General features: G+C 71.1%; 12 protein-coding genes. All 12 read left to right on the top strand.

Going from position 1 to position 15,257, the window contains the following annotated elements; genetic code table 11:
* The first annotated feature begins 72 nt into the window (after nt 1-72).
* The 12 genes from mraZ (at nt 73) to ACX80N_RS11125 (ending at nt 14,998) form a co-directional block, all read left to right on the top strand.
* Entirely contained in the window at nt 73-504 is a 432-nt protein-coding gene (gene mraZ, locus ACX80N_RS11180) for a division/cell wall cluster transcriptional repressor MraZ (RefSeq protein ID WP_459339444.1), read from the top strand.
* A 250-nt stretch (nt 505-754) separates the two neighbouring features.
* Entirely contained in the window at nt 755-1,756 is a 1,002-nt protein-coding gene (gene rsmH, locus ACX80N_RS11175) for a 16S rRNA (cytosine(1402)-N(4))-methyltransferase RsmH (protein ID WP_459339443.1), read from the top strand.
* Nucleotides 1,753-2,439, top strand: a complete 687-nt coding sequence (locus tag ACX80N_RS11170) for a hypothetical protein (protein WP_459339442.1) — start codon at nt 1,753-1,755, stop codon at nt 2,437-2,439. Before rsmH ends, ACX80N_RS11170 begins: the two co-directional genes overlap by 4 nt.
* 64 nt (nt 2,440-2,503) lie before the next feature.
* A complete protein-coding gene (locus ACX80N_RS11165; protein ID WP_459339441.1) occupies nt 2,504-4,309 on the top strand; it encodes a peptidoglycan D,D-transpeptidase FtsI family protein in 1,806 nt (601 codons plus the stop codon).
* Nucleotides 4,310-4,366: 57 nt separating this feature from the next.
* Nucleotides 4,367-5,977 carry a UDP-N-acetylmuramoyl-L-alanyl-D-glutamate--2,6-diaminopimelate ligase gene (locus tag ACX80N_RS11160; RefSeq protein ID WP_459339484.1) on the top strand — a complete coding sequence of 537 codons (1,611 nt, stop codon included), beginning with the start codon at nt 4,367-4,369 and terminating at the stop codon, nt 5,975-5,977.
* Between the two features lie 6 nt (nt 5,978-5,983).
* Nucleotides 5,984-7,498 (top strand): UDP-N-acetylmuramoyl-tripeptide--D-alanyl-D-alanine ligase, encoded by a 1,515-nt coding sequence (locus ACX80N_RS11155; RefSeq protein ID WP_459339440.1) that lies wholly within the window; start codon nt 5,984-5,986, stop codon nt 7,496-7,498.
* Nucleotides 7,495-8,595 (top strand): phospho-N-acetylmuramoyl-pentapeptide-transferase, encoded by a 1,101-nt coding sequence (mraY, locus tag ACX80N_RS11150; RefSeq protein WP_105030548.1) that lies wholly within the window; start codon nt 7,495-7,497, stop codon nt 8,593-8,595. The genes ACX80N_RS11155 and mraY overlap by 4 nt, the downstream gene beginning before the upstream one ends.
* Nucleotides 8,592-10,157: a UDP-N-acetylmuramoyl-L-alanine--D-glutamate ligase gene (gene murD / locus ACX80N_RS11145; RefSeq protein ID WP_459339439.1), complete on the top strand. Its 1,566-nt coding sequence runs from the start codon at nt 8,592-8,594 to the stop codon at nt 10,155-10,157. The genes mraY and murD overlap by 4 nt, the downstream gene beginning before the upstream one ends.
* Nucleotides 10,157-11,569 carry a putative lipid II flippase FtsW gene (gene ftsW, locus ACX80N_RS11140; protein ID WP_105030546.1) on the top strand — a complete coding sequence of 471 codons (1,413 nt, stop codon included), beginning with the start codon at nt 10,157-10,159 and terminating at the stop codon, nt 11,567-11,569. Before murD ends, ftsW begins: the two co-directional genes overlap by 1 nt.
* Complete coding sequence (murG, locus tag ACX80N_RS11135) at nt 11,566-12,684, top strand: undecaprenyldiphospho-muramoylpentapeptide beta-N-acetylglucosaminyltransferase (protein WP_459339438.1); 1,119 nt, start codon at nt 11,566-11,568, stop codon at nt 12,682-12,684. Before ftsW ends, murG begins: the two co-directional genes overlap by 4 nt.
* Nucleotides 12,681-14,177 carry a UDP-N-acetylmuramate--L-alanine ligase gene (gene murC, locus ACX80N_RS11130; protein WP_459339437.1) on the top strand — a complete coding sequence of 499 codons (1,497 nt, stop codon included), beginning with the start codon at nt 12,681-12,683 and terminating at the stop codon, nt 14,175-14,177. Before murG ends, murC begins: the two co-directional genes overlap by 4 nt.
* Nucleotides 14,174-14,998, top strand: a complete 825-nt coding sequence (locus tag ACX80N_RS11125) for a cell division protein FtsQ/DivIB (protein ID WP_459339436.1) — start codon at nt 14,174-14,176, stop codon at nt 14,996-14,998. The genes murC and ACX80N_RS11125 overlap by 4 nt, the downstream gene beginning before the upstream one ends.
* The last annotated feature ends 259 nt before the right edge of the window (nt 14,999-15,257 follow it).

Genomic DNA, 15,257 nt, shown 5'->3' with positions numbered 1-15,257 from the left:
GAGTAAAGTGGGGAATATAAGAGCAAGGCAGCAACGAGCTGGGCTTGGCGGACTCAGAACAGGCGGTCAGGGATGTTCCTCGGAACTCACACCCCCCGCCTCGACGAGAAAGGCAGGCTGATTCTCCCTGCGAAATTCCGTGAGGAGTTGAGCGAGGGACTGGTCCTCACCAGGGGCCAGGAACGCTGTATCTACGTCTTCAGCATGAGTGAATTCGAGAGGGTTCACGAGCAGATGCGCGCGGCACCGATCTCGTCACGCCAGGCGAGGGACTACAACCGCATCTTCCTGTCGGGAGCCTCGGACGAGGTCCCCGACAAGCAGGGCAGGATCACCATCCCGCCGGCTCTGAGGACGTATGCAGGACTGGACCGGGAGCTCGCGGTGATCGGAGCGGGAAGCCGCGCCGAGATCTGGGCAGCGGATGCCTGGGACACCTACCTGACGGAGAAGGAGACGGCCTTCTCCGAAACGGATGAGGACGCCTTCCCGGGCATCATCTGAAATACGGCAGGACACGCACGACAGGCACGAAGAGCACGACGACGCAGCAAGTACTCGCGGATGGGCGAATCCTCTTGGATGAGATCTCCAGCCGCCGGACACGGTCCACCACCTGGCTCCACTTCCCCGGAGCCAGGCGATGACCCTCCGGCCGGATGGGGGTCTGATTCAAGAGAAGGAAACCGCCTCCCGCCGGCCTGCAGCAACACACTGGGACGATCTACGGCGAGCTGCAGGAGGGAGTGGACGCATGGGCGGAGACCGGCCGACGGGTGACCGGCACGTCCCCGTCCTCCGCGACCGCTGCGTCTCACTCCTCGCCCCGGCCGTAGCCTCCGCCGAGGCCGCAGGGCGCCGCCCCGTCGTCGTCGACGCGACGCTGGGCATGGGCGGCCACTCCCAGACCATGCTGGAGCGCTTCCCCGCGGCCCACCTGGTGGGCATCGACCGCGACACCGAGGCGCTCGGCCTGGCCGGGGAGCGCCTCGCGGCCTTCGCCGACCGCACCGACCTGGTCCACGCCGTCTACGACGAACTGCCCGAGGTGCTGGACGACCTCGGGATCGAGGGCGTCGACGGCGTTCTCTTCGACCTTGGCGTCTCCTCCCTGCAGCTCGACGAGCGCGATCGCGGCTTCGCCTACTCCTACGATGCGCCCCTGGACATGCGCATGGACACGAGCAGCGGCATCACGGCCGCCGAGGTCGTCAACACCTACGCCTCCGAGGACCTCCTGCGCATCATCCGCACCTGGGGCGAGGAGAAGTTCGCGGGGCGGATCGCCTCCGCGATCGTGACCGCACGGGAGGCCGAGCCCCTCCGGACGACCTCCCAGCTCGTCGACGTCATCCGCGGCGTGGTGCCGGCCTCCGCAGCCCGCACGGGGGGACACCCCGCCAAGAGGACCTTCCAGGCGCTGCGCATCGAGGTCAACCAGGAGCTGTCCGTGCTGGAGCGCGCGGTCCCGGCGGCCGTCGACTCCGTCGTCCTGGGCGGCAGGGTCGTCGCGATGTCCTACCACTCCCTCGAGGACCGCATCGTGAAGAGCGCCTTCACCGCGGGTACGAGGTCCTCGGCACCCGTCGGCTTCCCGGTGGAGCTCGAGGAGCACAAGGCGTACCTCCGTTCGCTCACGCGCGGCACGGAAGCGCCGACGGCAGCGGAGATCGAGGAGAACCCACGTGCGGCATCCGCCAAGCTGCGCGCGGTCGAACGCATCAAGGCAGCACCCGTCGACAGGAAGACCAGATGAGCCAGGTATTGACTGCTGAGAAGCGCCACCGCGCCACTGCCTACGCCGGACACGGCGCCCTCGCCGTCGCCCCGGAGCGGCTGACCGGGAGCGCCCCGGGTGCCGTGGCCCCGCAGCCGAGACCTCGCACGCCGCTCTCCGTGGTGCCCGCGCGCCCGGCCCGGCGGCGCGTGCCCTTCGCGGTCTTCATCCTGCTCGTGCTCGGTGCGGCACTTGCGGCCGTGCTCATGCTCAACATCTCCGTCTCCGGCACCCAGTACGAACTCGTCCAGCTCCGGAACCAGCAGGTGGCGCTGAGCCAGCAGAACGAGGCCCTCGTGCTCGAGATCGAGGGCAAGGAAGCCCCCCAGAACCTCGCGGCCGCTGCGACGAAGCTCGGCATGGTCTCCTCCCCGACATTCGGGACCATCGACCTGGAGACGAAGAGGATGACGGGCACGCCGGAGCCCGCGAAGGAAGGGCCCAAGCCCGGGGCGCTCATCGCAGCCCCCCGACTGGACACGGTGCAGCCGGCGCCGGCCGCCGTCGCTTCCCCTCCGGTCGCCGAGGAGCCGGCGGCCGACGCGGGCGAGGCCCCTTCCGTGGCCGACGGCGATGCCGGTGCCGCTGCTGCAGGCGACGGGACGGGCAGCTCGGCCTCGGGCACCATCCCGGCCCCCGAGCAGCTCGGATCCGACCGCTAGCGGGGCGACACGCCGACGACTGCCGCATCCCGCACAGCACCTGACGATCGACAAGGATTCCTCCGTGACCCCTGCACGCTCCGGCAGCCCTGACAGCCTCCGCCTGGCCCTCGGCTCGACCCGGCTCCGCGTGGGGCTGGCCTTCGTCCTGATCCTCCTCCTGGTCCTCGGCGTACGCCTGTTCCAGCTGCAGGCGCTCGACCTCAACGGGATGGCGCAGGCCGGACTGTCCAAGCGGCTCACCTCCACCGAGGTGCAGCCCGTCAGAGGTTCGCTCGTCGACAAGAACGGGAAGTACTTCGCCCGCAGCGTCGAGCGCTACGACATCGTGGTGGACCAGCGGCTCAGCGCCGTCGAACAGTTCAGCCGCACCGTGGAGGATCCGGAGGAGGAGAACGGCGTCCGGCGCGAGACCGACGTGCCGATCGAGCAGGGCTTCACCGAACTGTCGGCGATCCTCGGCATCGACGCCGCGACCCTCGAGGAAGCGATCATGGGTGAGGCGACCTTCAACTACGTCGCGAAGTCCGTCACACCCGAGGTCAAGAACCGCGTCATGGCCGTCGGCTTCCCCGGCGTCTACGCCGACGAGACGAGCGTCCGGACCTACCCCGCAGGCCCCGTGGCGGGATCGGTGATCGGGTTCGTGTCCGCCAACGGTGAGCCCCAGGAGGGCCTGGAGTACTCCCTCAATGACGCCCTGGAGGGCACGCCCGGCCGGCGGACGTTCGAGATCGGCGGGGACGGCATCCGCATCCCCTACGCCACCAACGAGGACATCCCGGCGGTGGACGGGCAGGACGTCCGGCTCACCATCGACCAGGACCTGCAGTGGTTCGCGCAGCAGACCATCGCCTCCCAGGTGAAGGACTACAAGGCGGAATGGGGCAACATCGTGGTCGTCGAGACCGCGACCGGTGCGATCCGCGCCATGGCCGAGTCCACGACGCCGGACCCCAACGACCCGACGGCGACCCCTCCCGAGCAGCGTCGCCCCAACTCCCTGAGCGCGTCCTTCGAGCCGGGCTCGACGACGAAGGTCATCACGCTGGCTGCCGCGCTGGAGGAGGGACTGATCGAGCCTACGTCGAAGTTCACGCTCGAGAACCGCTACACCGTGGGCGACCAGACCTTCAAGGACTCCTCCGAGCACGGCACCGAGCACCGCACCGCGGCGGGCATCCTGGCCAAATCCATGAACACGGGCACCGTCCAGATCGGCGAGAAGCTGACCAAGCAGGAACGCTACGACTGGCTGAAGAAGTTCGGGATCGGGGAGCCCCTCGGGACGGGCATGAACGAGGAGAACCAGGGGCTGCTCACCACGCCGGACAAGTGGGACGACCGCCAGCAGTACACCGTGCTGTTCGGCCAGGGCCTCACACAGACGGCCCTCCACACCGCCATGGTCTACCAGACGATCGCGAACGACGGCGTCCGCCTCCAGCCACGGCTCATCGACGCCTACATCGACCCCGACGGCACCGAGCACGTGGTGCCGCAGGCCGAGGGCACGGAGGTGGTCTCGGAGGGCACCGCCGCCGAGATGCGCAAGATGCTCGAGACCGTGACCCAGGAGGGCTCCGGCAAGTCCGGGGAGCTCGAGCAGTACCGGGTCGGCTCCAAGACGGGAACCGCCGAGGCGCCGAGCCCGTCTGGCGGCTACGACGGCTACACTCTGTCCTACGCCGGGATCGCACCGATCGAGGACCCGAAGTACGTCGTCGTCATCACGCTGCAGAGGCCCAAGGGCGATCTCTACTACCTGATCCCCGGCGAGTCCTTCCAGAAGGTCATGAAGCAGGTCCTGAACGCCGACAACGTCCCGGCCTCGACCACCAAACCGGACATCTACCCGGTCGAATACTGACCCGGAGGCCAGAACACCGTGCAATCGAACACGCCGCAGGGGAGCGCCGCTGCCCTGATGCGGCCGCATGCCCCGCACCCGGTCAGCCTGTCGGCGGCCCTCGCCGCCATCGGCGCACCTGCCGGTCCGACCGTCCCGGTGGATCTCCCCACCGTCACCGGCATCACCCTCGACTCGCGGGCGGTCCTGCCCGGCGACGTGTACGCCGCGCTACCGGGGGCCACGCGGCACGGCGCCGACTTCGCCGACCAGGCCGTCCGCGCCGGAGCACTCGCCGTCCTGACGGACGCCGCCGGCGCCCGCATCATCGAGGACCTGGCCGCGGCCTCGGGCGCGGACCTCCCGCCGGTCGTCGTCGTCCCGGACCCCCGACGTGCCGTGGGCCCCCTCGCCCGGGTCCTCTTCGACAGCCAGCCCGACGACGCTCCGGCACCCACGCTCTTCGGCATCACGGGCACGAACGGCAAGACGACCTCGACCTACTTCCTCAACGCCCTCCTGGAGGCGCTCGGGCACTCCACCGGACTGATCGGCACGATCGAGATCCGGGCGGGCCGCGAGGCCATCCCCAGTGCGCTGACCACGCCCGAATCCCCGCAGGTGCACGGTCTCCTCGCCCTGATGCGCGAGCGCGGTCTCGGTGCGGCCTCCATGGAGGTGTCCTCCCACGCGCTCGAGTTCGGGCGGGTGGACGGCGTACGCTTCGACGTCGCGGGCTTCACCAACCTCACCCAGGACCATCTCGACCTCCACGGCACCATGGAGGACTACTACGCGGTCAAGGCATCGCTCTTCACGCCGGCGCGCTGCCGCCGGGCCGTCGTCATCGTCGACGACCCCTGGGGACGCAGGCTCGCCGCGTCCGCGGAGGTGCCCGTCCTGACACTCCGCACCGACCCCGCACCCGATCCCGCGCCCGACGGCGGGACGGCGGCCGACTGGACCGTCACGGACGTCGAGCCCAGCGGGCTCGGGCACGGCTTCGTGCTGCGGTCGCCGACGGGGGAGCGCTTGCGGATCCGCAGCGGCCTGCCCGGGACGTTCAACATCTCCAACGCCGCCCTGGCGACCGTCATGGTCCTGGCCTCGGGAGTCCCGCTGGCGGACCTCCAGCGCGCCCTCGACGCCGCCGACCCCTTCACCACCGAGGTCCCCGGCCGCATGCAGCTCGTCGGCGAGGAGCCGGCCGCGATCGTCGACTTCGCCCACAACCCCGATGCCCTCGAGCGCACGCTCGGCTCGGTCCGCAGGCCCGGCGGCCGCGTCATCGCGGTGTTCGGCGCCACCGGACAGCGGGACGAGTCGAAGCGCCCCGTCATGGGCGCCGTCGGCGCACGCCTGTCCGACATCCTCATCGTCACCGACGACGACCCCCACGACGAGGACGACGCCGTCATCCGCCGCGCGGTGCGTGAGGGCGCAGAGGCGGCCGTCCGGGACGAGGGACTCGCGTGCGAGGTGCTGGAGGTCTTCCCGCGCGCCGAGGCGATCGACCGCGCCGTCGCCCTCGCCCGTGCCGCGGACACCGTCATCATCGCGGGCCGCGGACACGAGGTCTGGCAGGAAGTGAAGGGCGTCAATCTGTCCCTCGACGACCGCGTGGAGCTACGGTCCGCGTTGACAAGGCACGGATTCTCTGGGCTTTCCCCGGCCGGGATAGAGTCCTGAACCGTCATGATTGAATTCAGCGCAGCCGAGATCGCGGCACTCACCGGCGGAGCCCTCATCGGGGCCGATCCCGCCCTCACCGTCACCTCCGCAGCCACCGATTCCCGGGAGAGCGGCCCCGGCTCGCTCTTCGTCGCCAAGCCCGGCGAGGAGTCCGACGGGCACCTCTTCGTCGGCGCCGCCTTCGAGCGCGGCGCCGTCCTCGCCCTGGCCGAGCGTGAGGTGACCGGACCCGACGGCGTGCCGTTCGCGTCCGTCGTCGTGCCCGACGCCGTCCTCGCCATGGGCGCGCTGGCCGCCGAGACCGTCCGCCGCCTGCGGGCCAACGGCGAGCTGACGGTCATCGGGATCACCGGCTCCGCGGGCAAGACCACCACGAAGGACCTGCTGGCCGGCGTCCTCGCTGCGAAGGGACCCACCGTGGCGCCCCGCGGCTCCTACAACGGCGAGGTCGGCGTGCCCCTGACCGTCTTCGAGGCGGACTGGGACACCCGGTACCTCGTCATCGAGATGGGGGCCACCAAGCCCGGCCACATCGCCTACCTCGCCTCGCTCGTGCAGCCGGACGTCGGCGTCGTCCTCGGCGTGGGCTCTGCCCACGCCGGTGAGTTCGGCGGCGTGGAGAACATCGCCCGCGCCAAGGGCGAGCTCTTCGAGGCCCTCACCCCCGGCGGCACCGCAGTGGCCAACGCCGACGACGAACGCGTCCTCGCCATGCAGGGCCGCACCCGTGCAGGCGTGGCCTTCTTCACGGCGTCGGACGACTTCACGGCGGACGGCGCGCCCGTGGTGCGGGCACGGAACAGCACGACGACGGCCGACGGCAACCCGTCCTTCACCCTCCGCTTCCCCGACGGCAGCGAGCACGACATCGTCTCCCCGCTGCTCGGGCTCCACCACACCACGAACCTGCTGGCCGCCGCGACCGTCGCCTACGAGGTCGGCTGCGCTCCCGCGGACATCGCGTCGAGCCTGCGTACCCAGGGGGCCGCGAGCCGCTGGCGGATGGAACGCACCGAGCGGGCCGACGGCGTGACCGTCATCAACGACGCCTACAACGCCAACCCCGAGTCGATGCGTGCTGCCCTCCGGACCCTCGCCGAGCTCGGACGTACCGGACACCGGCGGACATGGGCGGTGCTCGGCGAGATGCTGGAGCTGGGCGACCGCTCCATCGAGGAGCACGACCTCCTCGGCCGCGTCGTGGTCCGGCTCAACATCTCCAAGCTCGTCTGCGTAGGACCGAACACGCGGGCCCTGTTCAACGGCGCCGTGCTCGAGGGCTCGTGGGGGAGCGAGGCCGTGCACGTCGACGACGTCGCGGCGGCCGAGCGGATGCTCGCGGCCGAACTCGCGCCCGGCGACATCGTGCTCCTCAAGTCCTCCAACGGCGCGGGACTGCGCTTCCTCGGCGACCGCATCGCCCGGCCGGACCCGTCCGGTACCCCGCAGGAGCAGGATTCCCCGGTATTCATCGAGGCGGACGGACCCGACGCCTCCGGAAAGGCCCAGCAGCCGTGATAGCACTCCTCATAGGCTCGGCCTCGGCACTGTTCTTCGCCTTCGTCGGCACGCCCCTGTTCATCAGGCTCCTGGTCAACAAGGGGTACGGCCAGTTCATCCGCGACGACGGACCCACGGCGCACCACACGAAGCGCGGCACGCCCACCATGGGCGGGGCCGTGATCGTGGGGTCGGTGCTGCTCGCGTACTTCCTGACGCACCTGCTGATGATGGCCGTCGGCTCCCCGGTGGGCGGGCCCAGCGCCTCCGGCCTGCTGCTGCTCTTCCTGGCCGCGGGCATGGGGCTCGTGGGCTTCGCGGACGACTACATCAAGATCTCCAAGCAGCGCAGCCTCGGCCTCAGCGCCCCCGCCAAGATGATCGGGCAGACCGCCGTCGGCGTGGTCTTCGGCGTCCTCGCCCTCCAGTTCCCGAACGCCGAGGGGCGGACCCCGGCGTCGACGGCCGTGTCCTTCATCCGAGACACGCCCATCGACTTCGCATTCGCCGGGACGGTCCTCGGTGCCATCCTCTTCGTGATCTGGTCGAACCTCATCATCACCGGCGCCAGCAACGGAGTGAACCTCGCCGACGGGCTGGACGGCCTCGCGGCCGGTGCCTCCATCCTGGTGTTCGGCGCCTACATGCTCATCGGCATCTGGCAGAGCAACCAGAGCTGCGGCTCACCCGGTGCCGGGAGCGTCTGCTACGAGGTACGCGATCCGCTGGACCTGGCCCTGATCGCCGGCTCCATGTGCGGCGCGCTGGTGGGCTTCCTGTGGTGGAACACCTCACCCGCGAAGATCTTCATGGGCGACACCGGCTCGCTGGCGATCGGCGGCGCCATCGCAGGGTTCGCCATCCTGTCCCGCACGGAGCTGCTCCTGGTGATCCTGGCCGGACTCTTCGTGGTCATCACGCTGTCGGTGATCATCCAGGTCGGGTACTTCAAGCTCTCCGGCGGCAAGCGCGTCTTCAAGATGGCGCCGCTGCAGCACCACTTCGAACTCAAGGGCTGGGCCGAGGTCACGGTGGTGGTCCGATTCTGGATCGTCGCCGGGCTCTTCGTCGCTGTGGCCCTCGGGATCTTCTACGCGGAATGGGTCGTGGGATGAGCGCACCGGACGGAACCACCCCTGTCGAGACCCCGCGCCTGAGCGGACTCACCACGTGGGACGCCGACTGGGCCGGCCTGCGGGTCGTCGTCGCCGGCATCGGTGCCTCGGGCTTCTCCGCCGCGGACACGCTGATCGAGCTGGGCGCCGTCGTCGTCGTCGTCGATGCCGGCGACACGGAGGAGAACCGGGCGAAGGCGGACACCCTGCGGATCGTCGGTGCCCGCGACGTCCTGCTCGGTGCCGACCACGCCGCCGCGCTCCCGCCCGTCGACGGCGGGCAGGCCGAGCTCGTGGTGACCTCGCCCGGCTGGCGCCCCACCCAGCCGCTGCTCGCGGAGGCCGCGGCCACCGGCGTGCCGATCTGGGGCGACGTCGAACTGGCCTGGCGCGTGCGCGAGCGCCGGGGACGTCCCACGGCCGAGTGGCTCACCATCACCGGGACCAACGGCAAGACCACGACGGTGGGCCTCACCGAGTCCATGCTCCTGGCCGCCGGGAAGCGGGCCGTGGCGGCGGGCAACGTCGGGACGCCGATCCTCGACGTCATCCGCGACCCGCAGGGCTACGACTTCCTCGCGGTCGAGCTGTCCAGCTTCCAGCTGCATTGGGCCCACTCCATCTCGCCCCTGGCGAGCGTCTGTCTCAACATCGCCGAGGACCACGTGGACTGGCACGGCAGTTACGAGGCGTACCGCGCGGCCAAGGCTTCGGTCTACGAGCGGACGAGGATCGCCTGCGTCTACAACGTGGAGCAGCGGGAGACGGAGGCCATGGTCGAGGACGCCGACGTCATCGAGGGCTGCCGGGCTGTGGGCTTCACCACCGGCATGCCGTCGATCAGCATGGTGGGCGTGGTCGAGGACCTGCTCGTGGACCGCGCCTTCATCGAGCAGCGCAAGGACTCCGCCGCCGAACTCGCCTCCATCGGGGAACTCGGCGAGGTGGTCCCTCGTCACCTGGTCGCCAACGCGCTGGCGGCGGCGGCCCTCGTGCGCGCCGCCGGCATCCCGGCGGCGGCGGTCCGTGACGGCATCCGCGCCTTCCAGCCAGGGGACCACCGCATCCAGGTGGTCGCCAACGAGGCGGGGGTGCTGTGGATCAACGACTCGAAGGCCACCAACCCCCACGCGGCCTCGGCGTCCCTCGCGTCGTTCTCCTCCGTCGTCTGGATCGCGGGAGGCCTGTCCAAGGGCGTGTCCTACGACGAGATCGTCAAGGACCACGCCGCGAGACTCCGGGCCGTGATCCTGCTCGGCGCCGACCCAACGCCGCTGCAGGACGCGCTCGCCCGACACGCGCCCGATGTCCCGGTGTCACTCCACCCCGAGCCCCAGACTGGTCGGGGGCACGACGGCGGATCGACCGATCCGGCAACCGGGGAGGCCCTGATGCAGTGGGCCGTCGCCGAGGCGGCACGTCTGGCCCGTGAGGGCGACACCGTGCTCATGGCACCGGCCGCCGCATCGATGGACCAGTTCTCCTCCTATGCACACCGCGGCACCGCCTTCATGGCCGCCGTCGGGGCACGCGGCCAGGGGACAACCGCGAAGGAGTCGTGATGGCCACGCCAACCCGTCCAGGAGGACGCAAGCCCTCCGTCCGGCCGGCACGGAGCACGGAGGCGGCGCGGCCCGCGAGCCCGTCCGGTCCGGTGCACCCGCGCGTCCCCGCCAGTCCGGCAGTCAAGGCGCACACCGTCCGGGCCGGTGCGACCACGGCGACGGCGCCGGTAGCCCAGCCCGAGGAGCAGCCTGCGAAGGGTCTCCGAGCGCGGCTGCGGCGCGGCTGGATGCTCCTCGAGGGGTCGGACCGCACGCCCTCGGGATCGAGTTACTACCTCATCCTCGGTGCCGCGCTGGCACTCACGGCCATCGGCCTCATGATGGTCCTCTCCGCGTCCTCCGTGGAGGCGATCTCCGAGGGCAAGGAACGCTTCGACCTCTTCCTCAAGCAGTCCGTCTGGGCCGGCATCGGGATCGTCCTGATGTTCGTCCTCTCCCGGCTCGGGCCCCGCGCCTACAAGGCACTGGCCTGGCCCGGCCTCGTCATCGCGATCGTGCTGCTGGTCCTCGTCCTCGTGATCGGCGAGGAGATCAACGGCAACAAGAACTGGATCATGATCGGCGGCCAGTCCTTCCAGCCCTCCGAACCGGCGAAGCTCGCGCTGGCCCTGTGGTTCGCCACCGTGCTCGAGCGCAAGAAGGCCCTGATCAGGGACTGGAAGCACGCGATGATCCCTGCCCTGCCGTTCGGCGGCCTGCCGATCGGGCTCGTGCTCATCGGCGGCGACCTCGGCACCGGCCTGGTGCTGATGATGATCGCCGGAGCCGCGCTGTTCTTCGCGGGGGCACCGATGAAGCTGTTCACCCTCGCGGGCCTCGCGGCGCTGGCCGGCTCCCTCCTGATGGTCGCCACCAGCTCCAACCGCGGCGGGCGCGTCAGTGCCTGGCTGCGCCTGAACTGCGACGACGGCGCCGACCTGTGCCTGCAGTCCGACAACGGGCTGTTCGCCATGGCCTCCGGAGGCTGGTTCGGGGTGGGTGTGGGCCAGAGCCGCCAGAAGTGGAACTGGATCCCCGAGGCGCACAACGACTTCATCTTCGCGATCATCGGCGAGGAGTTCGGGCTGCTCGGCACCCTCGTGGTGGTCCTGCTCTTCGGCATCCTGGCCGTCGCCACCATCCGGGTGGCGCTGCGCTACACCGATCCTTTCGTACGGATCCTGATGGGCTCGATCCTCGTCTGGCTCATCGGCCAGGCCTTCGTCAACGTCGGCATGGTCACCGGGCTGCTCCCCGTCATCGGGGTGCCGCTGCCCTTCATCTCCTACGGAGGGTCCGCCCTCACCTTCACGCTCGCCGCCGTGGGCGTCCTGCTGTCCTTCGCCCGCAAGACGCCGCACGCGCCCGACGCGGATGCGGCAGCCACCCCGACGTCCTCCACCTCCAGAAGAGAACCCACCCCTTCATGACGCACCCCTCTCCCGCACGCCCCGTGTCGGTCGTCCTCGCCGGTGGCGGCACGGCCGGCCACATCAGCCCCCTGCTCGCGATCGCCGGGGCGATCCTCGAGGAGCGACCCGGCTCCCGCATCACCGCCGTCGGCACCGAGGCCGGGATGGAGACGCGCCTCGTGCCGGCCGCCGGCTTCGACCTCCGGACCATCGACCGCGTACCCATGCCGCGCCGCCCGTCGATCGACCTCGTCAAGCTCCCGGTGCGCCTCGTCAGGGCCGTCCGCCAGGCACGCGCCATCGTGGCGGACGCCGCGGCCGATGTCGTCGTGGGGGTGGGCGGCTACGTCTCCACGCCCGTCTACCTCGCCGCCTGGACGCAGCGCGTGCCCGTGGTGATCCACGAGGCGAACGCCCACCCCGGCATGGCGAACAGGGTGGGTGCGCGCATCGCGTCGCGCGTCGCCGTCGCCTTCGGGGGCACGGGACTGGCCGACGCGGTGCTGGTGGGCATGCCCATGCGCAGGAGCATCGCGGGCCTCGACCGCGCGGCCGCCCGCGCGGAGGCGAGGGCGTCCCTCGGGCTCGACCCGGAGCGCCCCACGGTCATCGTGACCGGCGGGTCCTCCGGTGCTGCGAGCCTGAACCGCGCCGTCGCCGCCGCCGTCCCCGACCTGACCGCGGCAGGCGTGCAGGTCCTCCACATCACCGGACGCGGCAAGCAGGTGGCCGGGGGCGACGGCGCACCCCTCGCCGTCGCCGGCTACCACCAGGTCGAGTTCGTGGACGGCATGGAGCGCGTGTACGCCGCCGCCGACCTCCTCATCGCCCGCGCCGGCGCCGCCACCGTCAGCGAGATCAGCGCCGTGGGCCTCCCCGCCGTGCTCGTCCCGCTGCCCCACGGCAACGGCGAGCAGCGGCACAACGCGGTGGGCCTGGTCGCCGCCGGCGGTGCCCTCCAGGTCGAGGACGCCGCCTTCACTCCCGCCTGGATCCTCGAGAACGTCCTGGCGCTGGCCACGGACCCCGGACGGCTGCACGCCATGTCCGCGGCCTCCTACGCGCAGGGCGTGCGCGACGCGGACCGGCGGATGGCCGAGCTGGTCCTCGACGCCGCGCAGGGAGCGCGATGAACGCCGGACGCGCGCCCCTGGGCGGCCACCCGGCCCCGCCGGCGCGGCACACGTCGGGGACCCACCCCGGCGCACCGGCGGAACCCGCCGTACTGCGCGAACCCGTGCACTTCATCGGCCTGGGCGGCGCGGGCATGTCCGCCGTCGCGCGGGTCCTCCTCGGGCAGGGTCTGCGCGTGTCGGGGTCCGACGCCGCCGACTCGAAGGGTCTCCGCGCCCTGGCGGCCCTCGGCGCGGAGGTGCACGTGGGCCACACGGCCGGGGCCGTGCCCGACGGCGGGACCGTCGTCGTCTCCTCGGCGATCCGCGAGGCCAACCCCGAACTCGCCGAGGCACGGCGGCGCGGACTGCCCGTCCTGCACCGCTCACAGGCGCTGGCGGCGGCGATGAACGGACAGCAGGCGATCGCGGTCGCCGGGACGCACGGGAAGACCACGACGACGGCGATGATCACGGTCCTGCTCCGCGAGGCCGGGCTCGATCCGTCCTTCGCGATCGGTGGTGACGTCGCGGCACTCGGCGTCAACGCGGAATGGACCGGCAGCGGTGTCTTCGTCGCCGAGGCGGACGAGTCCGACGGCTCCTTCCTCAACTACGCGCCGCGGATCGCCGTGGTCACCAATGCCGAGGCGGATCACCTCGACCACTACGGCACCGCCGACGCCGTCCACGCCGCCTTCCGCGCCTTCGCGCAGCGCCTGCCCGAGGACGGCCTGCTCGTGGCCTGCGCGGACGACCCGGGTGCCGCAGCCCTTGCGGCAGGTGTCGGGGAGCCGCGCCGGGTCCGCACCTACGGCTACGCGGAGACCGCCGACCTCCGGATCAGTGCCACGAGGGCCGTGGGCAGCACCACGAACAGCGTGCTCTCCTTTCTGGTCGACGGCCTGGACGCCGAGCAGGAGCTGCAGCTGGGCGTCCCCGGCCGCCACAACATCCTCAATGCCGCCGCGGCCTTCGCCGTAGCACTGGAACTCGGCGTCGATCCCGCGGTCGCGGCCACGGGGCTGGCGCTGTTCTCCGGTGCGGCACGCCGGTTCGAGGCACGCGGCGAGGGCGACGGCGTCCGCGTGTTCGACGACTACGCCCACCACCCCACGGAGGTACAGGCCGCCCTGACGGCAGCCCGGACCGTGGCAGGGGAGCACCGCGTGCACGTCCTCTTCCAGCCGCACCTCTTCTCGCGCACCCGCGAGTTCGCCACCGGTTTCGCGGACGCGCTCTCGCTCGCCGACACCGCGACAGTGCTGCCGGTCTACGCAGCTCGGGAGGACCCCGTCGACGACGTCGGGGGCTGGACGATCACCGACCTCATGTCCGGAGGCTCGTACATCGAGGACCCCGACGCCGCGCTGCACACCGTCACGGCCCAGGCGCGACCGGGGGACATCATCCTCACCATCGGAGCAGGCGACGTCACGCAGTACGGCGTCCGGCTCGTCACGCTGCTGCGGGAGCGCGCCTCGGGAGCGGGGCCGTCGGAGGCCCGCGGATGACGCCGAGGAAGCCGCCCGCCACGCGGGCCGTCCGGACCTCCGCTGTCCCGGGTGGCACGGCCTCTCCGCCGGACCGGCGCGCGGCCGGTGCCTCGTCGGCGGGAACGGTCCTCGAGTTCCCGACGCCGCGGAAGTCCCATAGGCTGCGGAACACCCTCCTCGCGCTCGTGGCGCTGGCGCTGGTCCTCGGAGGCGTGGTGGCCTACGCCGTGTTCTCGCCGGCCCTGGCCCTGCGGACCGTGGTGGTCGAGGGCAACGTACTGGTGTCCACGCAGGAGGTGGACACCGCCCTCGCCCCGTTGATCGGGACGTCGCTGACCAGGATCTCGGCCGGACAGGTCCGCGGGCTGCTGGCGACGAAGGCCCCCATCGAGGACGTCGACATCGCGGCGGAGCCGCCCTCCACGCTCGTGGTGACGGTCCGGGAACGCGTGCCCGTCGCGGTCCTGCAGAACGGGCAGGAGTTCGTGCTGATCGATTCCGAGGGCCGGCAGCTCGCCAGCGTGGCCCAGCGGGACGAGGTCAAGCTCCCGCTGATCGACGGCGGGACCAATGCCGTCAACTCGGAGGTGTTCTCCTCGATCACCGCCGTCCTGGCCGAGCTGCCCGTCGGCGTCCTGTCGCGGCTGAACCATGCCTCGGCGTCGAGCGTCGACTCCATCCGCCTGTCCCTCTCGGGGGACCAGAGGATCTTCTGGGGCAGCTCCGAACGCAGCGCGGAGAAGGCCCGGGTCCTGGAAGCGCTGCTGGCCATGCCGGCCGGTGATCCGCCCGTGCGCGAGTTCGATGTCAGCACCCCGGACCGGCCGGTCACCCGGTGAGGCAGGCGGCGGGAGGAACGGCTCACGAGCGGGGCGGACGCCGCGGAGGGGGAGCGCAGTATGACCCCTCGAGGACGGCGCGAACGGGCAGGACACGGCCGACACGCCCGACACACAACGCCCGGTCTTTGCAACGCGGGACATATACACCTAGCGTCGAACATAGAAGTTACCTGACATAACATTAACTCTCAACCTGAGCGTTAACGTTTTTTCACATGAAGGTTCACGCCGAAACCTCGGCGGCCCCCGTACAGCA

The organism is Arthrobacter sp. MDT2-16 (assembly GCF_054510925.1).
The sequence above is the reverse complement of the archived record's forward strand: the minus strand, read 5'-3'. Positions and strand labels throughout refer to the sequence as shown.